This is a genomic window from Pyxidicoccus fallax, assembly GCF_012933655.1.
In the GTDB taxonomy this organism is placed as follows: domain Bacteria; phylum Myxococcota; class Myxococcia; order Myxococcales; family Myxococcaceae; genus Myxococcus; species Myxococcus fallax.
In genome coordinates, this window is record NZ_JABBJJ010000008.1 from 1 (window position 1) to 24,685 (window position 24,685).

Sequence of the window (24,685 nt, forward strand, 5' to 3'; positions counted from 1 at the left end):
GCCCTGCCCGACCCTTCCGTGACGACGGCGCGCATCAGCGCGCGCAGCGGCCCGCGAGTCCCATCCGCGAGCGAGGCGCTCGGGCCGTCATCCAGGTCGGTGACGAGGTAGGGCGCGCGCCACCGGCCCGACTCGGCCGCCGCGGCGACGGAGGCGAGGTGCAGCGGCGTCGCCAGCACACGGCCCTGACCGATGGCCGCGGCGGCCAGCTCCACCGAGTCCTTCGGCGCCGGGAACGAGCCCCCCGGGGAGGGAAGTCCCGGGTGGTACGTCACGTCGAAGCCGAAGCGCCGGGCCGCCTCACCGAGCGCCCCGCCGCCCAGGGTGGCGGAGAGCAACACGTACGCGGTGTTGCAGGAGTGGGCGAACGCGCCGCGCAGCGTGGTGACCCCGAGCTCCTCTCCCTCGAAGTTGCGGAAGGACTTCCCCTTCACCGCCACCGTGGCCGGGCACGACGCCGGCGCGTCCGCCTCCATGCCTCGGGCGAGCAGGGCCTCCGTGGTGACGACCTTGAAGGTGGAGCCGGGCGGGTAGCGGCCGGTGAGGGCCCGGTGCAGCGGCTGCGAGAGCGGCCGGCTGGCGATGGCGAGCACGGCGCCCGTGCCGCTGTCCACCGCGACGAGCGCCGCCGGCTGCAGCACGCTGTCGAGCACGGCCTCGGCGGCGGCCTGCAGGTCCCTGCGCAGCGTGGTGGTCAGCGGCGTGCCCTCCTTGCCCTCGAAGCGGAAGAGGACCTGCGTCTCGCCCGAGGCGCGCGTGAGCACCACCTCGCCCGAGGGAGCGCCCGCGAGCTGTGGCTCGAAGGCGCGCTCCAGGCCGGACAGGCCCACGATGTCGCCGGGCTGGTAGAGCGTGCCCAGCTGCGTGAGCAGCTCGGCCGTCACCTCGCCCACGCGGCCGAGGGTGTGCGAGGCGAAGCCCTCGGCGGGGGACAGCCGCGCGGTCTTCTTGCGGAAGAAGATGCCGGGCACGGGGGCCAGGGCGGGGCGCACCTGCTGGTAGCGCTCGGGCCTCACGTCGATGAGGGGGAGGAAGCGCTCGGCGGTGCCGGCGGCGGCGATCGTCTTCTCCACCCGCGCCGGGTCCATGTCGAGCTGCTGCTGGAGGGCGGTGGCCACGGCGGCGCGGTTGCGCACGCGCGACGGGTCCACGCCGATGGAGATGACCTCGCCGACGTGGGTGAGCGGCTCGCCTCGCGAGTCCAGGAGGGCGGCCCGCTCCGGCCACGTCCGGGTGCGGGAGAAGCGGTCACCCTCGCGGGCCTCGGGGTGGAGCACGGCGGGAGTCCAGCGTACACGCCAGCGGCCCTCGCGGCGCACGAAGGGCAGGGTGCCCTCCATCTCCCAATCACCGAGCCCGCGCAGCACGTGTACGGCGCGGAAGGTGGCCTTCGCGCTCTCGCCGTCGCGCTCGACGTTGCCCAGCTCGAACCGGGAGGAGACGATGCGCAGCCCGTCCCGGAAGCGCTGGTGCTGAGCGTCGAAGTCCGCGGGCGCCCCGGCCACCGCGCTCCGCAGCGCCGAGAGGTCTCCGGCTTCCCAGGCGCGCAGGTACGCCTCCGCCTCCGCCACCGGCCCATCCGTTGGCCGAACCGCTGGCCGCTCCGCCGGTCTGTCGGGCACGGACGCACAGGCCGACAGGAACAGGGCCACCGCCGCGCTGATTGTGACGTTCCACCCTCGCGACGACGTGCCTCGCGCGGCGCTGACTTCGAGTCCAGACTCCCGCCACGACGTCCGGCGCATGTGACCGAGCACCGCCGTGACTCCGACGCTCCACCCACTCCAGAACATGCGGCGCACCCTGCCGCGCGCGAGTCACGACGTCACGCACGAAGTGCCTGCCCGGCCAGCGGCTCTGCGACACACCGTGCGGGTGCGTGCCCTCGGGGGTACACCCTGGGCGGAGGCCTCCGTGGCGGCCACACCTGATAGTGAGCGACAGGTGCACCATGGGCAGAACACCATGGGTGGAGGCTCCTCGCGACGACCGCGACCGATGGCGAGCGACAGGTGCACCATGGGCAGAACACCCTGGGTGGAGGCTCCTCGCGACGACCGCGCCTGATGGCGAGCGACAGGTGCACCATGGGCAGAACACCCAGGGTGGAGGCTCCTCGCGACGACCGCGACCGATGGCGAGCCGCAGGTGCACCATGGGCAGAACACCCCAGGGCGGAGGCTCCTCGCGGCGGCCGCGCCTGATGGCGAGTGCCAGGCGCACACCATCGGCAGGAGGCCCAGGACCGGAGGCCCCTCGCGGCGGCCCCTGATGGCGAGCGTCACGTGCACCATCGGTCGGATGGAACTCGGGTCGCGCACGGCGCGATGCTTCGTTGAGAGGCAAACACGCCAGTGGCGTGCCAGGACGCCGGCCCGCTCACCCCGCTCGCGCGGCGCGGCGCCCCTTCGGCGAGAGGGGAAGGCACGTCAGCGCCATCTGTGCCACCCGGCGGAGCGCGGCGCGGCTCGTCCCGGCGGTGGCCTGCACGGCCATCCCCTGGCACACCGTCATGACGAAGCGCGCGAGCTCTGTCGGCGAGCTGTCCGGCGGCAGCTCCCCTTCCGCGCGCGCCTGTTCGAGCCGCCTCGCCAGCGCCACCTCGCCGGCCCTCCGGAAGCGGAGCGCCTCCTGGCGGACCGGCTCGCTGGCCTCGCCGCAGGCAATCGCCGCGTTGACACCCAGGCAGCCCGCCGGCTGGTCCGGCGCCGTGTGCGCGTCCGCGAAGCCCAGCAACCACTGCTCCACCGCGTCGCGCACCGCCGGAGCCCGGAGCGCCTCCGCCGAGAACGCCAGGTGCTTCTGTCCGTACCGCTCCAATGCCTTCTGGAACAGCCCCTCCTTGCTGCCGAAGGTGGCGTACAGGCTGGGCCGGGTGATGCCCATCGCCTCCGTCAGGTCCGTCAGCGAGGCGCCCTCGTAGCCGTGCCGCCAGAAGACCTCGAGCGCCGCCTCCACCACCTGCTCCTCGTCGAACTCACGCGGACGTCCCATGGCCTCACCCATCCGTTCCATACCGCCCGGTCCAAAATTCCCTTGAATCCCGGCCGGGGGATTCATACTGAACGGTATAATAACCCGCACGAAGGGCGGATTCACATGAGCGCAGAGGTCGCCACCGACGCGAGGGTGCAGGCGGTCATCAGCTACTTCCGGAAGGTGGACGCCCGGGACGCCAGCCTCCTCGACCTCTTCACCGACGACGTCCAGTTCTGCTTTCCGAAGTTCGGCCTCGTGCATGGCAAGGCGGCCCTGGCCCGCTTCGGTCAGGTGATGGCAGGCGCGCTGGAGCGCCTGGAGCACGACATCGACGGGTTCAACTACATCGTCTCCGGAGACTTCGTCGTCGTGGAGGGCACCGAGCGCGGCGTGACGCGCAAGGGCGTGCACTGGCCCGACGGCGTCATCTCCCAGGGCCGCTTCTGCAACGTCTTCCAGTTCGAAGGGCCCCTCATCCGGCGCGTGCACGTCTACGTGGACCCGGACTTCACCAGCGCCGACCAGGAGCGCATCCGCCTCTTCCGGGGCGAGGCGGCCAGCGGCGCCTGACGTCCCGCGCACGGCAGGACGCCCGGCGCCGCGAAGGACGTCAGTTCACCGTGAAGGTGGTGTCGTTCCGGTACAGCAGCGTCTTCGACCAGTCCGCCGAGTACACGAGCGTGTCCACGCGGTAGGTCCCCGCGGGCTTGTCCGTGCCGATGGTGAACGGCGTGTTGAAGGAGCGCGTCTGCCCGGCCGTGAAGGCCTGGTTGCCGTAGATGCGATCGACGATGAGCGTGGAGCCGGTGACGGACCGGATTTCGTACTTCACGTTCACCGTCATGGCGGACGACGCCGTGACGGAGCCGGCCACCTGGAAGGACTGGCCGCGCGTCACCGTCGTGGGGCTCACCGTGGCGCGCGTCGTGGTGACGGTGCCCGGCGGAGGCGGCGGCGTGCCGGCGAAGTGGGCCTTGTAGAGGGCGGCCGCGTTGGGGAACTCGGTCTGGAAGGTGTGGCCGCCGTTCGCATCCACGTCGGACAGCTGGTGGTGCCCGTCGCCGGCCTGCCAGTCGAAGTACGAGTGGTAGCCCACGTTGTTGGCCGGGTTGAAGATGAACGCCAGCATCTGCTGGACGAACCAGGTGTTGTCTCCGCCGCCCGTGGTCGCCGGGTCATTCACTCCCCACTCGGGAACGGAGAGCCGCTTGCCTCGCGCCTGCGCGAAGTCGCGGAACTTCGTCAGCGCCGGAGCGAACTGCACGTCCCAGTTCAGCTTCCACCGGTCCAGCCGGCACTGGCCCGTGCAGGTGGAAGGAATGGGATAGCGCCCCTGCCAGCCCTGGTCGTACAGGTCGAAGCCGATGTAGTCGACGTACGCGTTGCCCGGGTACGTCGCCGTCATCATCGCCGGGGAGATGTCGTAGTTGGGGTTCCAGTCGAACTCGAACCCGGCGCTCGGCTGCGAGGTGCGCATGGCCGTGACGATGCGGCGGAAGCACTCGGCGTAGTTCGCCTCCTGCCCGTTGCCGGCGTACCAGGGCATCCAGAATCCGCTGAACTCCCAGCCCACGCGGATGATGCTGCGCTGCAGCCCGGCGTTCACCATGTGCGTGGCCAGGTTCCGGAAGCGGAAGTCGTACTGGCCCTGCGCGCACTGCGCCAGCGAGCCCTGCCCCTCCGGGAAGATGGACACCGAGTAGTTCAGCCGGCGCCCCGGCTTCGCCTTCACCCAGCGGCTCCAGGCCCCCAGCTGCCACGTGGGGTTCTCGATGTTCTCCCACGTGTCCTTGTCCTGGTGCCCCTGCGCCAGGGTGACCTCGTAGCCAAGCCACTCCGAATACGCGTCGATGGCGCGCGGCTGGGAGAACACCTCCCCGTGGTACACGCCCGTGAGGGGCTGCGCGGAGGCACTCGGTGCGACGGCCAGGACGGCCAGGGCCACCAGGGATGCGAGGACGGAGGCGAGGTGCTTTCTGGAGCCCGAGTTCATGTCTGGAATTTTCCCGTGATGTTGATTGATTTGCTCGACATCCAGCTTTATCGGATTACGAAAGGATAGCGGGTATTGTCAAACACGGGCCGCGTGCATGGCGCGTGTGTCGCGCTCTTCATCACTGACAGACGCATGTGACACCCCTGCCTCGGTGGACGCGCCTGGATGTGCAGCGCGTTGCACGGCGGGACCACGAGGGAGCCCGGTGCTCCTCTGGACGCACGGGGCATGGTGCTTGCTCAACGCCGAGCACGTGGCCGGCCGGGTCCACTTCGTGGGAGCAGTCGTATGAAGAGGCGTGCCGTCGCGGTGTCCTTGCTTTGGCTGTGGTTGCTGTCGCCCGGAGTCGCGAAGGCGGAGGGCCTCGCGTTCGACTTCTCCCGGAACTCGCGATCCGCGCGCCTCGTGGGCGGGCCCGTTCCATCCGTGCGCGGGTGGGCGGCGGCGGGCCAGCGCGTGCGAGCCTTCACTCCCGCCAGCGTCACCGTCACCACGGAGGACCCCGCCATCCCGACGCACCTCTGGCTGGTGCCCGTGATTCTGACGGGGACGGGGTTGCTCCTCGGCGTCGCATGGTGCGCCGCCCTGAACTCGTCCGAGTCGGAGTGCAACCAGGCCATGCTGGGAGGGCTGGCGCTCGGCGGACTGGCGAGCCTGAGCTACTTCGTCGTGCTCGCCTGCGTGGAGGGAGGCTGCGCCTCCGAGTGCACCGAGGAGGACGAGGACTGTGCCGAGGAGACCGAGGGAAGCGCCCGCTCGCGAGCGGCGCGACGCAAGCTCGGGCCGCCGGGCAGGGCCCTCGGTACACGGGCCCTGCCGCTGGGGCTGTCCCCCACGGTGGGGTTCGTCAACGACCGCGCCGTGTTCGGCCTGGGCGGTCACTTCTGAACCCCACCGCGCGTCCCACTACGGCATGGGCCGCGAGCCGTTCGACGGCCCTTCGGGAACGGCGGGCCATCCGTTGGGCCAGGTGATGGCGTCCACGAGCATCACCCGCGCGGTGTGGGCGCTGTTCCACGCGTGATAGACCATGTACGTGTCGCCGCCCGGCCCGGTGACGACGGAGTTGTGGCCCGGGCCCGTCCAGCCGCCACCCGTCTTGAGGATGGGCGCGCTCAGCTTCGTGTAGGGCCCCAGCGGGCTGGTGGCGCGGGCGACGCCCACGGCGTACGTGTTGTTGTAGTACGCGTTACCGCTGTAGAAGAGGTAGTAGTAGCCGCCGCGCGCGACGACCCACGGCGCCTCGACGACGCCGCCCTCCCAGCCCAGGTTGTTGGTGATGAGCGTCCGGCGCGTGCCCACGAGCGACAGTCCGTCCGCCGAGAGCTGCTGTCCGTAGATGGGCGTCTGCTGCCCCACCGCGTTGCCGTCCGCCTTCCACACGAGGTACGGCGTGCCCGCCGTGTCCTTGAAGAAGGTGGCGTCAATCATCCCCATGCCCGTGTCGTGCACCAGCGGCCGGCCGAGGTCCGTGAAGGGCCCGAGCGCGCTCGCCGAGGTGGCCGCGCCGATGGACAGCTTCCCGTTCGTGTGCCGCGCCGTGTAGTACGCGATGTAGCGCGTCCCCACCTTGTGAATCTCCGGCGCCCAGAAGTCGCCCGTGGCCCACGTGGGCTTGCTCGCGGACGGGAAGATGACGCCTGCGGACGTCCAGTTCACGAGGTCCCGCGAGGTGCGCAGGGGGAACGCGTTCGCCGCGCCGCCCGACGTGCAGGCCGCCACGTACTGCGTGCCGTCATGGATGACGCCCGGGTCCGCGCAGTCCGTGGGCACCACCGGGTTGATGTACAGCCCGCCGCAGCCCGTGTAGCGGAACGACATGCCGCACGCGTTGGAGCCGCTGAAGTACGGCGCCCACTCGTTCGACAGCACCGTGTACGAGTTGGGGGACTGGTTCGTGCAGCCCCGGTCCCAGAACACGCGCCCGCCGGTGTCGTCGTGCTGCGCCGGGTGGTTCGCCGGATGCAGCCACGCCGGGCCGTAGGTGATGCGCGTGCCGCACGACTGGGCCACGCAGTCCGTGTCGAGCGCGATGACACACGCGTTGTTGCCGGTGAAGTACGGCCGCCAGCCGTTGGACAGCACCGCGTACGAGTTGGAGCCCTCGTTGACGCAGGTGCCGTCCCACGTCACCAGGTCCGCCGCGATGTCGTACTGGTTCGGGTGGTTCGAGGGGCGAATCCACCGGTCGCCGTAGGTGATGCGCGTGCTGCACGCGAGCGCGTCGGTGGTGGTGCCGAGCGTGGACTCGTCGGCGGCGGGCGGTGTCTCGGGGCTCTCGCCACCGCAGGCCGACGCGAGCAGCGCGCCCGCGAAGGCCAGGGACAGGAAACGGGGGGATTTCCTCATGTGTCGTTCTCCGATGCAGTCACTGGGACTGCATCGGGAACTACCATGAAAATCAGGACAGATTCTCGAAACCTGATTGTGTGACTATTCGAACACCGACACCTCGGCCAGCTTCTCCATCCAGAGCGGGCTGTTTCCATCCTGCATGACGCGCAGCCGCACGAAGCGCACGGGCTTGCTCGCGGTGAGGGGCGCGTCGAGGAAGAGGGTGGTGCGGTAGGGGTCCAGCGGCGGGTCGAAGGGGCTGTCCGCCTCGGTGCCCGCGGTGAGGCCCACGTAGTGGCCCCAGGGGTCGTACGGGTTGGGGAGGACGACCGGGACGTCCGCCAGCGGCTCGTAGGTGTCGCCGTTCTCGCTGCCCTCCAGAATCACGCGGGCCTGCTGCCTCGGAGTGAACAGGGGCTTCAGTCCGCGGACCACGACCCGGCGCGGGAGCACGGCCCTGTCGAGCGTGAAGGTCAGGGACTCCAGACCGACGGGGCTCGCTCCGGGCTGGGTGCTCGGCGGCACGGTGTTCTGGATGGCGAGCTTGCCGTCCGTGTAGGGGCACGGGCCCGGGGTGTGCACCGGGCCGCACGCGGCGCCGCGGCTGACGGGGCGGAGCGCTCCCGGGGGCAGCGGCTTGCGCGGGGTGCGCCACTCGACGCGGAAGTCGAGGTCGCTGCCGTCGGCGCCCAGCGGATAGAAGAACCACAGGCCCGTGCTCACCGCGCGCAGCTGCGCCTCCGGGCCCGTGAAGTCCTCCAGCACATACGGGCTCACCACCCAGGGCGAGGTCGCCCGGAACTGCTCCCACAGCAGGCCGTCCGGGCCATGCAGGTGCAACACCGGCTCGGGCGTGGTGGGGGGAGCGGGCCGAGGCTCGCTGGTGTTGCCGTCCCAGATGGTGGGGACCTCGCCGGACGGGGGCGTCTCCGGGACAGGGGGCGCCGCGGCGAAGGTCAGCGTGGGGCCCTGGGCGCCGTCGCTCACCGTGAAGCCCGAGTCCCACGTCCGCAGCAGCGGCAGCTCCACGTCGTCGCGGAAAGAGAAGGCGGCGAAGACGCCGTGGCCGTCCGCTTCCAGCGGGGGGAACACGCGGAAGCGGTACTGCTCGTAGACGTAGGCGTTCTCCGTGGTGATGTCGCCCGCGAGGGTCTCCAGCGTGAAGTAGCCGGCGGCCTCGCTGGTGCCTTCCGAGTACGGCCGGTAGCCCAGGTCCACCACCTCCCCGCCCACGGGATAGCCGGTGTAGGAGGGGGACTTGCTCGAGCGCTCCACGCGCAGCGGCGTGTTCGCCCGGGGCGAGCCGTCCGCGTTCAGCAGCCGGCCATAGATGAAGACGGGGTCCTCCGGCATCCGCTCACAGCCGGACGCGAGGAGTGCGAGGAGGGGAAAGCAGAGCAGACGGAAGCGCATGTCAGTAGGTCCCCTTGACGCCGAAGAGTGGGAGGATGACGGGCAGGCGGATGGGCCTGCGCACCGGGCCTCCGAAATCCACGCCGTACTCGTAGCCGTACACCTCCTGCTGGACGGAGATGTTGAGGACGTCGAGGTACGCGTCGAGCGTGAAGTCCTCCATGGCCCACGACTTCGCGGCGCGGAAGTCCACGCGGAAGAAGTTGTCCAGCCGGTCCACGCGGTCCTGGTCCTGGCGCACCCATTGATTCCGTCCGTCGGGGCGCTGCACGAAGCGGTGCGTCTGCGTGGAGACCTGGCCGGACTCGGGCCGGCCGGTGTTGAAGTGCACCACCGTGCCGAACGTCCAGGTGTCGAACTTGTAGCTGAGCGCCGCGTTGAAGACGTGCGCCTGCTCGAAGGCGAAGGGCAGGGTGCCCTGGAACGTCTCCACCACGCGGTTGTCGTCGCCGTACCGGTCGATGCTCACGCGGCGCTTGCTCTGCAGGAAGCTGTAGGAGGCCCAGCCGAACCAGTTGCGGCCCAGCGGGTGGCGCGCCATCAGCTCGAAGCCGTACGCGTAGCCGCTGGCGGCCGGGTCCTTGCCCTCCAGCCCGTTGCGGCGCCGGTTCTCCGCCACGTCCTGCACGTCGAACTCCACCGTGCGCGCCAGCGGGTTGTAGAAGACGTCCGTGCTCAGCTCCAGACCCTCGGTGGCCTTCCACTCGGCGCCCACGTCGAACTGGGCGCCCTCCTGCAGGCCGTAGCGCAGGCCGGCGGTGTCCAGGGCGGGCACGTGCAACAGCACGGTGGGCGGCTGGTGGAAGAGGCCCGCGCCTCCCTTGAGGGCCAGCGTGTCCGTCAGCTGGTGGCGCACCGTGAGGCGCGGCTCCACGGTGGTGTGGTTGATGCCGGGCACCAGGTGGTAGTTGTCCACGCGCACTCCGGGCAGCAGCAGCCACTTTTCCGCGGGGCGCCACGTCAGCGAGGCGTACGCGCCGGCGATGGTCGCCAGCGAGGAGGGGTTCTTCAGCGGGCTCGGCGCCTCACCCGGCCGGTCGCCCGGGGCAATGGCCGTGCCGGTGATGATGGTGGCGGCGCGCCGGTGCTCCACGTCGCCGCCCATGGCGAACTCCAGTGTCTCGGACAGCAGCTTCTTCCAGCCCGCGCGCGCCGCGAAGCTCGTCTGCTCCAGTCCGTACTCACCCACCTCTTCCGAGCGCAGCGCGCCGCTCGGCTGGCGCCGCGACTCCTCGCCCGACAGGCCCGCCGCGTCCCAGCCGAAGGTGAGGCCCACCTCCGCCTCGCCGCCCGCCAGGGGGTGCGTGCCACGCAGGTCCACCCGGTGGAAGCGCGACACCACGCCGCCGCCGGTGTCTCCCTCGTACTCCTCGCCCGCCGTCACGCCCACGTCGTCCGAGCTGCCCAGCGCGAACAGCCGCAGCCGGCCCTGGCCCACCTTCTGCTCCACGCGCGCCTGGTAGTCCCAGAAGCTGGCGTGGACCTTGTTCGCCTCCGGCTCGGTGAGGAGGTTGGCTCCCAGCGAAATCAAGAGGCCGGTGTAGCTGACGCGGCCCGCGACGCTGACGGAGGTGCCCGTCTCCTCGAAGGGGTACTCGATGAAGCCGCCGCTGTTGAGCAGGTCCGCGTACGCGGTGAAGTGCAGCCGGTCCTCGCGCGGCCGCGACAGCCGCCCCTCCACCGCGCCGCCCAGCACGCGCCCGAACTGCACCGGCGGCGTGCCCGGGTAGAAGTCCACGGTGTCGATGAAGTCCGGGTGGATGACCGCGGGCCCCAAGAGCAGGTGGTACAGCATGGGGATGCGCACGCCGTCGAGGAAGAAGCCCGTGGCCGCCGGCTGGCTGCCGCGCACCACCGGGTAGCTCACCCCCGAGGCGACGCTGCCCACGCCCGGCATCAGCATGACGACGCGGAACGGGTCTCCCAGCGTGCCGGGCACCTCGCGAATCTCCTGCTCGTGCAGGCTGACGCGCGTGACTTCCGTGCGCGGCCGCTCGTCGCGCACCACCGTCTCGTACGGGTTCACCTGCCCGGGCTGCAGCCGGTAGACGACCTCGACGGACTGGCCCTCCTTCACCGTCTCCTCGAAGGTCGCCGGCTGGTGGCCGGGCGCGCGCACCTCCACCTTGTGGGGGCCGGGGGCGACCTGGAGCGTGAAGTGCCCCTCGGTGTCCACGGTGCCCGCGGGCTCCTGGCTTCCGTCGAGGAAGAGGGTGGCGTCCGCGAGGGGACGGCGCGTGCCGCGCGCGCGCACCTGGCCCTGCAGGCGCGCGGTGGCGGCGGGCACCTGGACGGGCGGCTGGAAGCGGTAGACGAAGGGCAGGCGCACCGCCACCGGCTGGCCGCCCAGCGTGGCCGGGTTGAAGCGCAGGCCCGGCGCGGCCTTCAGCGCGGCCTCGGTGAGGCGCGGCTCGGCGGAGGCCTGCACCACCTTCACCTCGGACACCGCGCCCTGCGCGTCCACGAGCAGCTCCAGCGTCACCTCGCCGGGCGTGCCCTCCAGTCCCTCGGGCCAGGGGGCGGGGGAGTCCGCGACCAGCGTGGGAGGCACCAGCGTCGCGTCGGCGCCCGGCCCGGAGAGGCCCAGACGCTCGGCGTCCTCGGCGGAGATGGCGGTGCCACCGTCGATGGACTGGACGTCCACCTCGACGGCGCGGGGCTCGCTGGAAGGAGAGGGCACCCCCTGGGCACCGGCGAGACCGGGCCATGCCGCCACGAGGAGCAGGGGCAGGAGGAAGGAGCGACGGAGTTGCAGTTGCATCGGGCGCACCAACGCGGAAGCTCGCGAAACAGTCACTCCGGCCCGTGCGGTTCGCGGTCGCCGCGTATATCAGCCAGTGAAATCAGGGCAAAGACCCCTGACCCGGCTGGCGCGGACAGCTCATATTTTCATTCTTCGAGCCTCCCGTGATTCCAGGGCCTTGGTCGCGGGAGCGCGGCGGCGCGTGCCGAACGCGGAGGCGGTGGGGGCGGGGTCAGGAGGTGCGTGTTGCCCGCGAAGAGTCCCCGGCGGGGAAGCTCCCTGGCGCGCGGGCCCCGGTAGCGCAGCACGTGGAGGCCGCTGTCTTCGTCGGTGAGATAGAGGAGTCCGTCGTAGAGGATGGGCAGCGTCGAGCGCTCCGCGTCCGCGCTGTCGCCAGAGCGCTCCACCACGCGCGACGCGGGCTGGGGCACGTAGCCGCCCAGCTCCCTGGGGCGCACGGGGTTGGCGAGGTCCCGGACCCGCAGCCCCGCCGAGGGCCCGGCGACGAAGGCGAGGGTGGTGAAGACGAGCCCGGCGGGCCGGTCCAGCGCCGGTGACACCACGGGCTCCGTCCCGGTGGACGGAGGCGTGAGGCCGGCACGTGCATCCGGGGACAGCCTGCGCAGGCACGGCGGGACACCCATGTCGCTCGTTCCGTCCGGGGGGCCGCCGTCGCGGAGGCAGGGCTCGCGGTTGGCCAGGGGCGAGCTGTCCAGCACGACGGTGCCGCCGTCGCGGGTGGCCACGTACACGCGCGTGCCGTCGGGTGAGACGGACACGGAGCGGGCGTCTTCTCGCGGACCGGCGGCGGGCTGCTCGTCATGCCATTCGAGCGGAGTTCCGGGCCGTGCACGCGCGAAGGCGAAGGTGGCCACCGGCTCGGGGCTGACGGGGCCGTCCGGGGGCGCCATCAGCTCGAAGACGCGCAGGGCCGGCTCGCGCGCATCGTCCGGAGCAAGGGCGGCGTAGAGGAGGAAGCGCGCGGGCTCGTGCGGGTCCCTCCACGGGAAGAGCGCGCGCGGCGGGTCGACGCCGAGGGAAATCGTCTGCCGCAGCACCGGATGGCGGCAGTCGGTGATGTCATGGAGTTGGTAGGTGTTCACCGCGACGGCGTCCGGGCCCGGCTCGCGCTGGTTCATGACGAGGAGCGTCCGCGCGGCGGGGAGCGTGTGCAGCTCGCGTGGCGAGGCGTTGAGCACCGTCGGGAGCGCGCCCACGACGCGCGGCCTGCGCCGGTGGGAGATGTCGACGATGAGCACCTCGGGCGGCAGGAGCGGGGTGCCGAACGCCGGGCCGGTGCCGGCTCTATGGCCGACGTGGCTGCCCACGTAGAGACAGTCACCGGAGATGCCGGTGGGGCCGTTGCGGCCACGGGCGATGGTGTCTCCCGGGTTGGGCAGCGGGTTGTAGCCCACTCGCTCGAAGAGGAGCGTCCGCGCCTCGCGGGATGCGCCCCGCGCCGGACCCACGAGCGCCAGCACCGCCGCGAACATCAGGCACGTTCTCGCTGCTCCCGTCATCAGACCTCCCGCGACGCGGCGCCGGCGGACGACCCGACGCGGCGGATGGGCGCGGAAGTTGGTGCTGGCCCTCCGGCGTCACGATGGTCCCCCGGTGGGGCTCTCTCGCGTGCCCGAGGACAGCACTCCTGGCTCGCGGGGCGAGCCAGGGGCCACGGATTTCCAGGGCTCACGTCGGCGGAGCACGCCGCCCGCTTCGCGTGGGGATGGCATCCGCGAGCGAGGAAACGTGGACTGGCCGACCTCGCCTCGCACGTTCAGGCATGGCGCGTGTGCGTCATCACACGGAGAAGCGGGCGGCCGGCTCGGGCTTCCTGGAGAAACGCGCGTGCGCATCACTACGCTTTCTCCACAGTCAGTAAGAAGCACGGAGGCCCTGTCCTCCGCGCGACTGGCGGTGCTGGGACGGGAGGGAACCCATGCGCACGCTGAAGGACGAGCTGCTGCTCCAGGGACTGGAGCATGCGCTGGCGGGCCGGCAGATGGAGGCGGTGGAGGTGCTCCGCTCGTTGCACGCGCTGCTGGACGTCAGGGCGGTGCCGGAGGACCTGCACTACCTGCTCTTCGCCACGGCCATCTCGCGCCGGCTGGAGGGCGCGGGCGTCGGGCCGAGCAATCCGTACCTGCATGCGGCGCTGGAGCAGGGGCCACGCCAGATTGATTTGTTCCGCCTGCTGGTGACGCACATGCCGCTGGCCTCCACGGCGGACGCGGTGGCCAACGCAGTGCTGACGGGCCTGCTGCGCGGCCATGGCGATGCCACGCTGCTGGACGTGGGAATCGGCCAGGCGAGGCAGGAGTGCGGCCTCTTGCGCGAGCTGGCGCGGGCGGGCGCGCTGCCGCGCCGGCTGACGCTGGTGGGGGTGGAGCCGAGCGGCCCGAGCCTGCGCCAGGCGGAGGCCTCGGTGGCGGAGGTGGCACGCGAGGTGGGCGCCTCGGTGCGCTTCGTGGGCCTGGAGTCGCCGGTGGAGGGACTGGCCGACGCGACGTGGGAGGCGCTGCGGGGCGTGCCGCGCCCGCTGGTGGTCAACGCGGCCTTCGCGATGCACCACGTGGCGGATATGCCCGGCGGGCGCGGTGAGGCGCGCGACGCGGTGCTGCGTCGCCTGTGCGCGCTGGCGCCAAAGGGGCTGGTGCTGTGCGAGCCCCACGTGGACCACCACCGCGCGCCGGTGCGTGAGCGCTTCCGCAACGCGTGGAACCACTTCACGCGCGTGTTCGCGTTGCTGGATACGCTGGACGTGCCCCGCGAGGACCGCGCGGCGATAAAGCGGTTCTTCGGGCGGGAGGTGGACGACATCGTGGGCACGGTGGACGAGGCGGCGCGCTGCGAGCGCCACGAGACGGCGCCGTCCTGGCAGGACCGGCTGCGCCGCGCGGGCTTCGTGTCGCTGGAGGCGATGGAGAAGGTGAAGCCGGAGTCGGTCCACCCGGCGGTGTCGCTGCGGCGCGAGCGCGGCTGCGTGGGCATCTGCTACCAGGAGGACATGCTGGTGGCGGTGCTGGGCGCCCGGCCCGCGGAGGGAGATGGATGACGCGTGATTCGACGGACGTGCTGGCGGAGGAGGTGCTCCGGCGCTGCCGGGAGCAGGGCGTGCGGCTGGCGCTGGTGGAGGCGTGCACCGGTGGGCTCGTCTGCGCGCGGCTGACGGACGTGCCGGGCGCGTCCGCCGTCGTGGAACGAGGGTTCATTCCGTACTCGAACGAGTCCAAGGTGGAGCAGCTCGGCGTGCCGCTGGAGCTGCTCCAGGCGCACGGCTCGGTGAGCGCGGAGGCGGTGGAGGCGCTGGCGCATGCCGCGCTGGAGCGCTCGCGCGCGGACTGGGCGGTGGCGGAGACGGGCATCGCCGGGCCCACGGGCGGCACGCCGCGGAAGCCGGTGGGGCTCGCCTTCCTCGCGGTGCTGCGCAGGGGCGGGCAGGCCACGGTGGAGCGCCACGTCTTCACGGGAGACCGGAGCGCCGTGCGCCGCGCCATCGCGGACCGCGCGCTCACGCTGCTGTTCGAAAGGCTTGGAACCGAATCATGAACTGAACGCTCGGACCGTCCCGCCGGACGCCTATCGGCTCCCGCTTCAATTCTCTACCTTCGCGACACCATGCCAGAGCGGCTCACCCCGTAATTCCTGCTCAAAGGAGAGCCCGGTGTTCCAGATAGAGGTCGACCGGCAGCACGCCATCGTGGACTTCATCCTCGACGGCTACATCCGCGTGGAGGAGATGCAGCGCTTCGTGGCGGAGCTGAAAGGGGCCACGGATTCGCTGGCGGGCCGGGCCATCAAAATCAAGGCGGACGTGCGCACCTTCAAGCCGGCGTCGCCGGAGGCGGCGGACATGATTCGCCGCGTGCAGGAGTACGGGCTCCGCCGGGGCGTGGTGCGGGTGGCGGAGCTGGTGGAGAGTCAAATCGTGGCGCTGCAGCTCAACCGCATCGCGCGGGAGAGCCACACGGACCGGATTCTGCGGCGCTTCTGGCAGGAGTCCTCCGCGCGCCAGTGGCTCATCCACGGCGACGAGGACATGGGGATGCACCCGGGGATGTGACACCGGGCCCCGTCAGCCGCGGAGCCCTTCCGCGAAGGGCCGGCTGTACGAGGACGCCGGCGCCGAGCGGGCCGTCTTCAGCGCGGCCAGCTGGTGCGCCGCGAACGTGCGCGTCGGCACCTGGACCGCGCCCCGGCTGCGCAGCGCCAGCTCCAGGGCCAGCGCATGGCGGCGCCGCATGGGCGCGGTGGTGAGCGCGTCCAGCAGGGCCTGCGGCGTGAAGGGCTGACCGGAGAGGTAGCGCTGCTTCGCGTCCAGCCGCGGGCGCTCCTTCTGCCACCACGCCATCACGCTCTCGGGCTGGGGCTGGGGCAGCGAGTCCTCGGGCTTGGACGAGAGGTCCGCGTCGAGGTTCTCCTGCTCCAGCGGAGGAAGCGCGTCCTCCTCTTCCTCGCGTGGCGCGGCGTACTCCTCCGCGATGCGCAGCCCGGTGATGGCGCTGAAGGCCTCGCCCGCGAGCGCGGCCACGGGCTTGTGCCGCATCAGCTCCACGCAGGCGTCGGCGGCGGCCACGCGGCCACTGAAGCCGAGCGCGAACAGCACGCGCCGCTGGAGCGCCTCGTCGGGGAGCAGCTCCAAGAGCCGCTTCACGTCTCGCTCGTCCGCGCTCAGTCCCAAGAGCAGCAGGGGCAGCTTGACGTCGGACGCGCGGGACTCGACGGCGGACTGGCAGGCGGCCCAGGCCGCGCGATGACCATTCATCAACCCCGCGAGGATGGCGGCGTCGCGCAGCGAGGGCTCCTCCGAGTCCAGCGCGCGCTGGAGCACGGCCGGCTCCACGGGCAGCCGGGCCCTGCTGGCGGCGCGCAGGGCGGCGGCGGCGACCGGGGCTTCCGGGTGCGAGAGGAACGGCGAGCACAGCGGCGCGGTGGCGAGCCCGTGCGCGCCCAGCGTGTCGAGCACCAGGGCGAACAGCTCCGGGACGGCGTCCTCCTTCTTCAGGAGCGCGGTGAGGGCTGGAGGAATGGCGGGCGTGGGGCCCAGCTCGAAGGCGCGGCGGAGGGCACCGAGCGCGGGAGGCTCGGCGGCGGGCAGCGCGGCGAGCACGGCGGCGGGGCCGTAGGGGCCGTCGGCCTGGAGCAGCGCGAGGGCGGCGGCGACGACGCGCTCGGGCTCGTCCGCCAGGGCGGGGACGAGCAGGCGCTCCACCACGGGCTCACCGCCCAGCACCAGTCCGTCCACGTGCGCGGCGACGTGCTCCTCCAGCTCCGTCGCTTCCTCCAGCGTGTAGTCGGGAGCGTCGAGCGCCTTCTCCCACTGGTTCCAGCGGAAGGCGGCCTCGTTGAGGTGCTCCTCGAGGATGTCCCAGCGCAGCGGTCTTCCGGAGAGCTCGGCCATGGCGTCAGTTGATCTCCACCGAGCCGCCCTTGATGCGGTGGGTGCCCGTGGCGCGGGACTCCAGATAGGTGCCCTTCACGACAATCTTGCCGTTGCGGCGCAGGGTGATGCTGGCCTCACCGCACTTGAGGACGATTTCGTCCTGGCCCTCGATGACCACGCGCTTGCCGTCCACGTGGGCCTCGGCGGGAGGCCGGGTCTCCTCGGGCGCGGGGGCCGCCAGCAGGGCGTCCAGCATGGGCGTGGTGCTGGGCTCCTGGATGAGCCCCATGATGAAGGGCAGGCGCGGGTCGCCGTTCTCGAAGAGGAGGACGACCTTCTGCCGGCGCGCCACGGCCTCCTGGAGGGCCTTGGCGTCGAGGACGGTGGCCAGCCGCGCGGGCACCGGGCCGGCGGTGTTCCCCGGGAAGTCGACGAGCGGCACGCCCGAGGCCTCGAGTCCGACGAGGTGACCGGACCGGCTTCCCAGGATGGGCTCCTGGGCGGGAGCCCCCAGGAGGGCCGGCTTGCTATCGGGAGTCGTGCTCATCGGCGGACCTCGGGATTCGGAGCGATTCGGAGAGAGGGTACCGTGCCGGGCCCACGCGGCGGTAACCGGCCATGCTGGCCACCCGTCGTCTGGCCGTCCGGTGGGGGATGGGGGCGTGTCGTGGTTAGGCCCGGGGCGCGGCATCCCGTCCATCCCTAGATGTGCTTCTTGCACACCCCGCACTTGGGCTTCTCTTCGGTGTCGCTCATGGCCATCACCGGCCCCTGCATGACGGGGAAGGGCGGGGTGTTCTTGTCGTTGTGGAGCATCAGGTCGAACGCGCGCGCCACGTTCTTTCCCTCGAACTTCACGTCGAAGGAGAAGTTGACGAACTCGGCCTTGCCCTTGGTCTTGCTGGAGGCCACGCCGCCGCCCGCGGTGCCCGCCTCGTCGCCGGTGCTCGTCTTGAAGTTCGAGTCCTTCACGCACACCGGGTTGCCGGCCACGGACACCTTCTTGGTGCCCTTGTCCGTGTCCGACGACTGGGCGATGTTCGGGTACGGGATGGGCACGGGGCCCGCGGGGCTGGGCGTCTTGCACACGTCCGGGAAGGCCGAGGTGACACCTCCGCTGTCCTTCGTCACCACGGACATCTTGTTCACACCGGTATTGACGGGCATGGCGTGCACCTCCAGGGAAGGCGCAGATTACCGCGCCGGGCCCACACGGCGCGAGCACCCGGCGGCTCGTCCTTCAGGGCCATTGGGACCTCAGGTGTGAATCCCCGCAAGCCTTGGAACCCAGGCCGGAAGTTCAGGCCTTCTTCGGGCGGGAGACCCCTTCCGCGGTCACCTTCAGTCCGCGCACGTCATGGAGGCCCTCGTCGAGCACCACGTGCCCGCGCCACATCAGCAGCACCTGCTCCGCGTCCGTGTCGAGGATGACGGTGTCCAGGTGCATCTCGGGCTTCGCGTCCACGCCGCTGGTCCTCTCCACGGTGACGACCGGAGCCGCCTGCCCGGGAAGCGCGAACGACAGCCGGCCCTTCGGCGAGGCGCCCGCGATGATGACCGGCTCATCTCCCTTCAGGTAGCCAGGGGTGACGAGGCCCGGTGCCGCCGCGTTGAAGAAGCGCCGGTCGAAGTCCTTGGGGAGCAGCGGCTTGCGCGTCTTGTTCCACGCCTCGTCATACGTGCCCGCGAGCTTCGCGCGTGGCTGCCAGTCCGGCGAGGTGAAGCCGAAGCCCACGGGCGTCACCTTCTGGCCGAACTCGCGCAGCGGCTCCGCCGGGTCCTCCAGGTTGGGCAGCTTCAAGCCCTCCTCGAAGTGACGCGGGCTGGCGCGGAAGCCCACGCCCACGGGGTTGCGCGGCTCGAAGGTGGGCTTCGCCGCGTCCGTCCTGTCCCAGCCGCCGAAGGCGCGCTCCCAGGTGAGGGGCAGCGTGTCGAAGGGCAGCGGCTTCGTCGCGGTGACGCGGCCCATGCTCCGGAACCACGTCCGCTCGCCCACCACGCGCACGGCCTTCTTGAGCGGGCCCACCTGGAGCGCCACCAACCCCTCCGTGGCGCCCTTCTGTGGCGGGTACGCATGGCCGATGAGCACCACGTCCGTGGCGAGCTTGATGAACGCGGTGCTCGGCTCGTACTTGTCGCTGGACTCGCCAGGCTTGCCCCAGGGCTCGCCGCTCCACTTCACCGGCGGCTGCTCGTCCGCGAGCTTCAGGCCGGCGTCGCCGAGGGCGTAGGTGGCCTTCACCACGAGCAGCAGCAACGGCCTCACCTCCTCGTCGGCGAGGCCCATCATGTCGAAGGCGAAGGGAGTCTCGTTCTCGAGGGTCGGGTGTCCCATGGCGCGGTGACGCCAGAGTGTAGCACCGTGTGAAACAGCTACGAGCCGGCCGAGGCCTGCTTCCCGCTCCGCAGCGCCTCGAACGCCTCCAGCAGCTTGAGGCCCTTGGGCTTGTCCACCATGCAGACGTAGGCAATCTTCCCGTGGAGCCACGCCTCGAAGTCGGGCCGGTTCTCGCGGTTCTGCGCGGCGAGGCCCGTCGTCTTCGCCTGGTGGAGGATGGCGCGCAGCCGGCGCACCTCCTCGCGCGGCACGGAGAGCTTCTCGTTCACCACGATGCCGGTGACGCTCTGCCGGCCGCCCACGCGCTGCACGCGGCCCTTGTTGGGGTTGAGCGCGAAGCCCTCTTCTTCCGCGACGTGGCGGACGGCGGCCATGAGGAAGGGCACCTGCTCCCGCTTGCCGGCGGGCGCGGAGAACGTCAGGTCATCCGCGTAGCGCGTGTACTCCCAGCCCAGCTTCGCCATGCGCCCGCGCAGCCGCCGGTCCAGCTTGCGCGCCACCTGGTTCGACAGCGCCGGGCTGGTGCACGCGCCCTGCGGCAGGCCGCGCTCCGCCACCGCCACCCAGTAGCGCTTGCCGTCGTAGTCCACCTGCCGCCGGGGTGACTCGGTGCACAGGAGCGCGAGCACCGTGGAGACGCTGGGCGAGTAGCCCAGCCGCCGGAAGACGCCCCGCACCCGACGGAAGGTGATGGTGGGGAAGAAGTCCTTCAGGTCCAGGTTCACCACCACGTCCCGGTCCAGGTGCGCGGCGGCGTTGCTCACCGTCGAGCGGCCCCGGATGAAGCCGTGCGCCGGCGCCTCCGTGGGCAGCGGCTCCAGGATGTTCTCCAGAATCCACGCCTGTGCCTGCTTCAGCGTGGGCTGCGGCGCGCTCAGGAGGCGCTTGCCGCCGGAGCGCTTGGGCACCTCGAAGTAGTGGTAGTGCGTCTTCTCCGCCGCCTCCTGGTGGAAGCACAGCCAGCGCAGCTGGGGAATGGAGAGCCCGAGCGCCTTCGCCACGTCCGCGGGGGAGGACAGCACCGGCAGCTTCGAAGCCTGGAGCGCCTCGATGTTGGAGCGCCGGTCCGCCAGCCCGCTGGAGACGCCGCGCCCGAGAAAGATGATGTCCTCGCGCTTGCGCCGGGCGATGTCCTCCGCGCGCTGCTGCTTCCGCTCCGCGGACTGGCGCTGCTTCTCCTCCTTGCGCTTCTTCCGCTCCGCGCGGCGCGCCTCGACGGCCGCCTCCGCCGTCTTCGCCGCGGCGGCATGGGCCAGCCTGTCCGCATCGTGGTGTTTGAGCCACAAGTCACCGACGCGGTGGATTTCCGCGAGCTGCTCGCGCGTCAGGAAGCCCCGCAGCAGCAGGCCCTTGTCGATGAGCGCGGTGCGCTCGTCGCTCTGCGGCGGAATCGTGTCGACGCGGCCAATCCACGCCGTGCGCCACGGGACGATTTTCAGCGCCCGCTTCCGGAACTCCTCCGGCGACAGGCCGAGGATGGCCTCGTTTGCCTCGTACGGATTGCGGACCGCGGGCGCCTGGGGGGCCTGTGCCTGGGGTGGCGTCGCCGTGGACGCCGGAGCGCCGGTGGACGGCGCCGCCGTGCCGGCCGGTGGCGCCGCTGTCGTGCCCTGCGCGGGCGCGGCGTCTCCCGGGGTGTCCCCACCCGTGAAGAGGCCCTTCAACCGATTCCAGAAGCTGCCCATCGCCGTTCCCCGCTCGGCGTCCCACCCTTCAAGGAGTTCCCTTCCAACCCGACTTCAGACGCTGGACCACGGCCGATCACGAGGGGAATCGGGGGCACCGGCTGGCCGAGACCCGCAGGGTCCGGCTGGTACAGGCCGCCGGTGCCCCTGATTCCCAAAAAGAACATCGGGCGTGGGGACGAATGAGAGAGAGACCACCGCCGCGGCGGAACACCGTGGCATGAAGGGCTCGAGCGGAAGGGAACTCCTTGAGGGGTGGGACGTCATTCACTGAAACACGCGCCCGGCTGGGCCGGGCAAACCCATATCAAATCCCGAGGCCCCGCGCAGCACGTTGAGCCGCAGCGCCAGCAGGTGGCGGCACGGACCGGCGCGCAGGCCGACCCTGCGGAAGTGCGCGCAGCCGCACTTCGCGCGCGACAAGCCCCCGTCCAGGTCGAACAGGGCCTCGCATTCCATCTCGGCGACCTTCGCCACGATGACGCGCCGCGCGCCGGACAGGCTCTCCTCGCGCAGGAGCTTCACCTTCTGCTCCTGGTACAGCCGCCGTCCCTGGACGACCTCCTCGGGCTCGGGGCCGAGGACGGACTCGGACAGGGCCACCGGCATCACCTGCCGCCAGCGGTAGCTCTGGGCCGCGAAGTCGTAGACGACCTGGCCCTGCTTCGCCAGCAGGTGCAGCGAGCCCAGCAGCGCCTCGCGTGGGGCGGAGACGTGCGAGGCCAGCTCCGCCAGCGTGGCCCGCTGCACCTCGCGCAGCCGCTGCGTCAGCAGCTCCACCGCCCGGGCATCCGGCCGCGCGTCGCCCGCGAGCAGCTCCAGGCTGGCGCCGCCCGTCCAGTCGTTGGCCGTCCACCCGGAGAGCGCCAGCACCATCCGCATCTCGCCCATGTGCACGGTCCAGATGCTGGGCAGGCCGGAGCCCAACAGCTGCACCTCCACGCGCTCGGCGAGCGGCAGCAGTCGCGCCAGTACCATCAGCCGGCGGCGGCCCCAGACCTTGATGTCCTCCTGCGCGGGGCCGTCGTACGCCTTGCCGCGGCTCTGCACGGTGACGCCCCAGGGCTCCAGCACCACCGACGCGGGCGCGCCCGGCCGGAGCTGGAAGCGCAGTGAGCGGGGCCCCGTCTTCTCGCGGTGCCGCTTGAGGTACGTCAGCAGCGAGTAGACGGCGTCCACCGACAGCTCCACCCGCCGCGCCGGCAGCCCCATGGCCGCCTGGAGCTGACCGAAGCCGCGCAGCCACGTGGGCGGCAAATCAATCTTCTCCTCGCGGTAGCTGGCGTGGCCCTGCACCTTCACCTCGAAGCCGGTGGGGTCCACCTGCAGGCGGGTGGGGCGGTAGGTGCGCAGCGTCTGGAAGTGCTCGTACAGCGCCAGCGAGTAGTCCACGTTGGTGGTGCCCGTGGCCGCCTCGGCCTTGCCGCTGAAGGCGTCGCGGTCCACGAAGAGGCAGCCGTAGCTGGACTCGTCCTTGGCGAAGCACTCGAAGAAGACGACGTCCGGGGCCACCGTCACCACCGGGTCGCACGGGACGAGCGCGCGGAAGAGCTCCGGGTCGTTGCGCGACAGCTCGTTCGCCCAGCGCACCCGCGCGTCCCAGTAGAGGCGGTGCATCTTCTGGAAGTCCGCCTTCAGGTTGGGCGGGATGGGCTCGCGCGACAGCTTCGCCAGCTCGGCCTTCTTCTCCTGGTCGAGCACGGCGCGGCGCAGCTCGTCCTCCTGTCGCGCTTCCTCCGCCTTCCAGGCCTCGTAGGCGCTCTTGTCCTTCTTCTTGATGCGCAGGTCGCCCACCACCACTTCGTGCAGGGCGCTGATGGCCTCGCGGAAGCGCAGGGGGTGCTTCAGCTCCTGGTCGAAGAAGACCTGGGGACGGGCGAGGTTGGGCTGGAAGGACAGCGCCGAGCCGCCCGGCACGTCCACCACGCCGCTGCGTCCGAGGTACTTGAGGTCCAGGTTCACGAGGTCACCTCGTCACCGACGAGCTTCAGCTCCGGCAGCACGCGCGAGAGGGCGTCGCGCAGCGCGGGCCGCTGGAAGGCGACCCGGGACAGCGAGGCCAGCGCCGAGCGCCGCTCCGGGGCGCGGATGCTGCGCAGCGCGAAGCCGAGGATGGGCAGCAGGGCCTCCGCCTCGTCGGGCTCGCGGATGACGCGCTCGGCGAGCTGGTTCGTGGCGAGCTGCCGCGTCCTTCCACCCCGGTGCACCGCGAGCACCGCCGTGGCCCACAGGTGCTGGAGGCTCTGCGGGGTGAAGGCCTTCTCCTTCTTCGCGAGCGAGCGCAGGAGGGCCTCGCGCACGTCGTCGTAGGGGCTCTCCGACATGGCGGTCCAGAGCACCGGGCTGTCACCGAACCGCGCTTCCTTCTCCATCAGCTCCAGCGCGCGGGCGCGCACGTCGGCGTGGCGGGCGTCGAGCAGCTCGCGGACGAGCTCGGGCTTCGCGGCGTCGAAGCGCGGCAGGAGCTGGCACACCCAGTCGATGCCCTCGGCGCGGACGCTCGGCGCCTCGGCGCGCGTCAGGCGCAGCAGGAAGCCGAGGTCGTCCGCGCTGGCGATGCGCTTGCCCTTCGCCCACCGCAGCCCCAGCTCCGCCACCGGCGCGGCCCGCGCGCACGCGAGCTCCAGGCACTGGAAGAGGGTGAGGCGCTCGGGGGCGACGGTCTTCTCCACCAGCTCACACAGGAGGGGCAGCGCCACCGGGTGGTTGATCTCCAGGAGCGACAGCCACTCCTTCACGGGCACCCGCTCCAGCCCGGACGCCGACTGGAGGAGTTCCACCGCGAAGCCCTGCACCTCCTCGTGGGCGCTGTCGAGCAGCGGCCGGAGCTGGCCGAGGGTGAGGCCGCGAAGCTCCTGGGCGTACTCGCGCTTGAGGACTTCGACGCAGAACGTCCGGACGGTGCGGCTGCGGGCGGTGGTGAGCAGGTCGAGCAGCGCGTCGCGGCAGCCGCGCCACGCCTCGGGGCAGAAGGGCGCGGGCTGGAGGTCGGCCAGCGTGTGCCCGTCGGCCACGGTGATGCCCTTGGGCTCGCGCACGAGCACCGGAGAGCCGTGGTAGAGCGCGTGCATCAGCCCCCAGGCGTCGATGAGGCGCTCGGGTTTGCTCAGGTGCTCGTCCTGGTAGAGGGCGAGCACGGGGCGGATGGCGCTGGCGTACCGGGCCACGTTGCCGCCGTTCTTCTTCTTCCGGAAGTAGCGCCAGGCCCGCCGCTGCAGGTACTGGCGCGTGGCGCGGGAGAAGCGCGGCAGGGGCCGGTAGAGGATGTAGCCCTCCTTGGAGCGCTTGGGCGACTTGTACGTGCCCTGCCGTTTCGCGCGCGGAGGCACCGTGGGGTCCCACCCCAGGGCCCAGTCTTCCGTCGGCTGGCGGGTGCGCCAGTCCCAGCTCGTGAACTTGTGGAGCTCGCGCCGGGCGAGCCGGTCGAAGGCCACGAGGAAGTGCCCCATGACCTCGTCGTCTTCCTTGGCCTCGGCGCGCTTGAAGAGGGCCTTCACCAGGGCGCGGTGCCCGGGCCGGTCGCACCCGTCGTCGATGTAGCGGAGCAGGGCCTGACGCGCGAAGGGACGCGCGTCACCGTACCAGCGCTCCGCGAAGGCCTGGAGCTTCCGCTCCGAGCGGCTCCGGAAGAGTTCCTCGACGAAGCGCGCGTCACCTGTTGCGTAGTACTCCTCGAGGAGCAGCGTCGAGGCGGAGTCGGAGTTCATGACGAGCCCTGCACGTTAGCCGATTTCGACACCGTCCAATACCCGGCTTTGCACCGGCGGGTGATTGAGACGTCTTGATTCGAGGGCTCAGGCTGCCTCGTCACGGA

Annotated in this window: 19 protein-coding genes; 5 read left to right on the plus strand and 14 right to left on the minus strand. The window is 71.4% G+C overall.

Annotated elements, in window-relative coordinates; translation table 11 throughout:
• Positions 1–1,745 (minus strand): penicillin-binding transpeptidase domain-containing protein (locus HG543_RS02725; RefSeq protein WP_169343062.1); only part of this gene is annotated, 1,745 nt, incomplete at its 3' end.
• A 634-nt stretch (positions 1,746–2,379) separates the two neighbouring features.
• Positions 2,380–2,994, minus strand: a complete 615-nt coding sequence (locus tag HG543_RS02730) for a TetR/AcrR family transcriptional regulator (RefSeq protein ID WP_169343063.1) — start codon at positions 2,992–2,994, stop codon at positions 2,380–2,382.
• A gap of 105 nt (positions 2,995–3,099) precedes the next feature.
• Between HG543_RS02730 and HG543_RS02735 the strand changes: the two genes are divergently transcribed.
• Positions 3,100–3,549: a nuclear transport factor 2 family protein gene (locus HG543_RS02735; protein ID WP_169343064.1), complete on the plus strand. Its 450-nt coding sequence runs from the start codon at positions 3,100–3,102 to the stop codon at positions 3,547–3,549.
• Between the two features lie 40 nt (positions 3,550–3,589).
• Here the strand turns inward: HG543_RS02735 and HG543_RS02740 are convergent, their stop codons facing one another.
• Positions 3,590–4,972, minus strand: a complete 1,383-nt coding sequence (locus HG543_RS02740; RefSeq protein ID WP_169343065.1) for a glycoside hydrolase family 26 protein — start codon at positions 4,970–4,972, stop codon at positions 3,590–3,592.
• A 291-nt stretch (positions 4,973–5,263) separates the two neighbouring features.
• Here HG543_RS02740 and HG543_RS02745 point away from each other — a divergent pair, with 291 nt between their 5' ends.
• A complete protein-coding gene (locus HG543_RS02745) occupies positions 5,264–5,863 on the plus strand; it encodes a hypothetical protein (protein ID WP_169343066.1) in 600 nt (199 codons plus the stop codon).
• Between the two features lie 18 nt (positions 5,864–5,881).
• Here HG543_RS02745 and HG543_RS02750 read toward each other — a convergent pair whose 3' ends face one another.
• From HG543_RS02750 to HG543_RS02765, 4 genes are all read right to left on the minus strand, one after another.
• Positions 5,882–7,324, minus strand: a complete 1,443-nt coding sequence (locus tag HG543_RS02750; protein ID WP_169343067.1) for a glycoside hydrolase family 43 protein — start codon at positions 7,322–7,324, stop codon at positions 5,882–5,884.
• Between the two features lie 84 nt (positions 7,325–7,408).
• Positions 7,409–8,722 carry a hypothetical protein gene (locus HG543_RS02755; RefSeq protein ID WP_169343068.1) on the minus strand — a complete coding sequence of 438 codons (1,314 nt, stop codon included), beginning with the start codon at positions 8,720–8,722 and terminating at the stop codon, positions 7,409–7,411.
• Position 8,723: 1 nt separating this feature from the next.
• On the minus strand, positions 8,724–11,483 hold the full coding sequence (locus HG543_RS02760) for a TonB-dependent receptor domain-containing protein (protein WP_169343069.1): 2,760 nt from the start codon (positions 11,481–11,483) through the stop codon (positions 8,724–8,726).
• A gap of 128 nt (positions 11,484–11,611) precedes the next feature.
• Positions 11,612–12,985: an LVIVD repeat-containing protein gene (locus tag HG543_RS02765; protein ID WP_169343070.1), complete on the minus strand. Its 1,374-nt coding sequence runs from the start codon at positions 12,983–12,985 to the stop codon at positions 11,612–11,614.
• Positions 12,986–13,404: 419 nt separating this feature from the next.
• Here HG543_RS02765 and HG543_RS02770 point away from each other — a divergent pair, with 419 nt between their 5' ends.
• From HG543_RS02770 to HG543_RS02780, 3 genes are all read left to right on the plus strand, one after another.
• The gene (locus tag HG543_RS02770) at positions 13,405–14,520 is read left to right on the plus strand and encodes a GRAS family protein (protein WP_169343071.1); all 1,116 of its coding nucleotides are present in this window, start codon (positions 13,405–13,407) and stop codon (positions 14,518–14,520) included.
• Positions 14,517–15,014: a CinA family protein gene (locus HG543_RS02775; protein WP_169343072.1), complete on the plus strand. Its 498-nt coding sequence runs from the start codon at positions 14,517–14,519 to the stop codon at positions 15,012–15,014. Before HG543_RS02770 ends, HG543_RS02775 begins: the two co-directional genes overlap by 4 nt.
• 115 nt (positions 15,015–15,129) lie before the next feature.
• Positions 15,130–15,528 carry an STAS/SEC14 domain-containing protein gene (locus HG543_RS02780; protein WP_169343073.1) on the plus strand — a complete coding sequence of 133 codons (399 nt, stop codon included), beginning with the start codon at positions 15,130–15,132 and terminating at the stop codon, positions 15,526–15,528.
• A 12-nt stretch (positions 15,529–15,540) separates the two neighbouring features.
• Here the strand turns inward: HG543_RS02780 and HG543_RS02785 are convergent, their stop codons facing one another.
• The 7 genes from HG543_RS02785 to HG543_RS02815 form a co-directional block, all read right to left on the minus strand.
• On the minus strand, positions 15,541–16,866 hold the full coding sequence (locus HG543_RS02785) for a TIGR02270 family protein (RefSeq protein WP_169343074.1): 1,326 nt from the start codon (positions 16,864–16,866) through the stop codon (positions 15,541–15,543).
• A gap of 4 nt (positions 16,867–16,870) precedes the next feature.
• Positions 16,871–17,395, minus strand: coding sequence for a DUF6484 domain-containing protein (locus HG543_RS02790; RefSeq protein ID WP_169343075.1), 525 nt, complete (start codon positions 17,393–17,395; stop codon positions 16,871–16,873).
• 155 nt (positions 17,396–17,550) lie between these two features.
• A complete protein-coding gene (locus HG543_RS02795) occupies positions 17,551–18,015 on the minus strand; it encodes a DUF4150 domain-containing protein (RefSeq protein WP_169343076.1) in 465 nt (154 codons plus the stop codon).
• Positions 18,016–18,148: 133 nt separating this feature from the next.
• Complete coding sequence (locus HG543_RS02800; RefSeq protein ID WP_169343077.1) at positions 18,149–19,183, minus strand: DUF2169 family type VI secretion system accessory protein; 1,035 nt, start codon at positions 19,181–19,183, stop codon at positions 18,149–18,151.
• A 38-nt stretch (positions 19,184–19,221) separates the two neighbouring features.
• Positions 19,222–20,871 carry a reverse transcriptase family protein gene (locus HG543_RS02805; protein WP_169343078.1) on the minus strand — a complete coding sequence of 550 codons (1,650 nt, stop codon included), beginning with the start codon at positions 20,869–20,871 and terminating at the stop codon, positions 19,222–19,224.
• A gap of 267 nt (positions 20,872–21,138) precedes the next feature.
• Positions 21,139–22,833 carry an SWIM zinc finger family protein gene (locus HG543_RS02810; RefSeq protein ID WP_169343079.1) on the minus strand — a complete coding sequence of 565 codons (1,695 nt, stop codon included), beginning with the start codon at positions 22,831–22,833 and terminating at the stop codon, positions 21,139–21,141.
• On the minus strand, positions 22,830–24,578 hold the full coding sequence (locus HG543_RS02815; RefSeq protein ID WP_169343080.1) for a hypothetical protein: 1,749 nt from the start codon (positions 24,576–24,578) through the stop codon (positions 22,830–22,832). Before HG543_RS02815 ends, HG543_RS02810 begins: the two co-directional genes overlap by 4 nt.
• Positions 24,579–24,685: the final 107 nt, after the last annotated feature.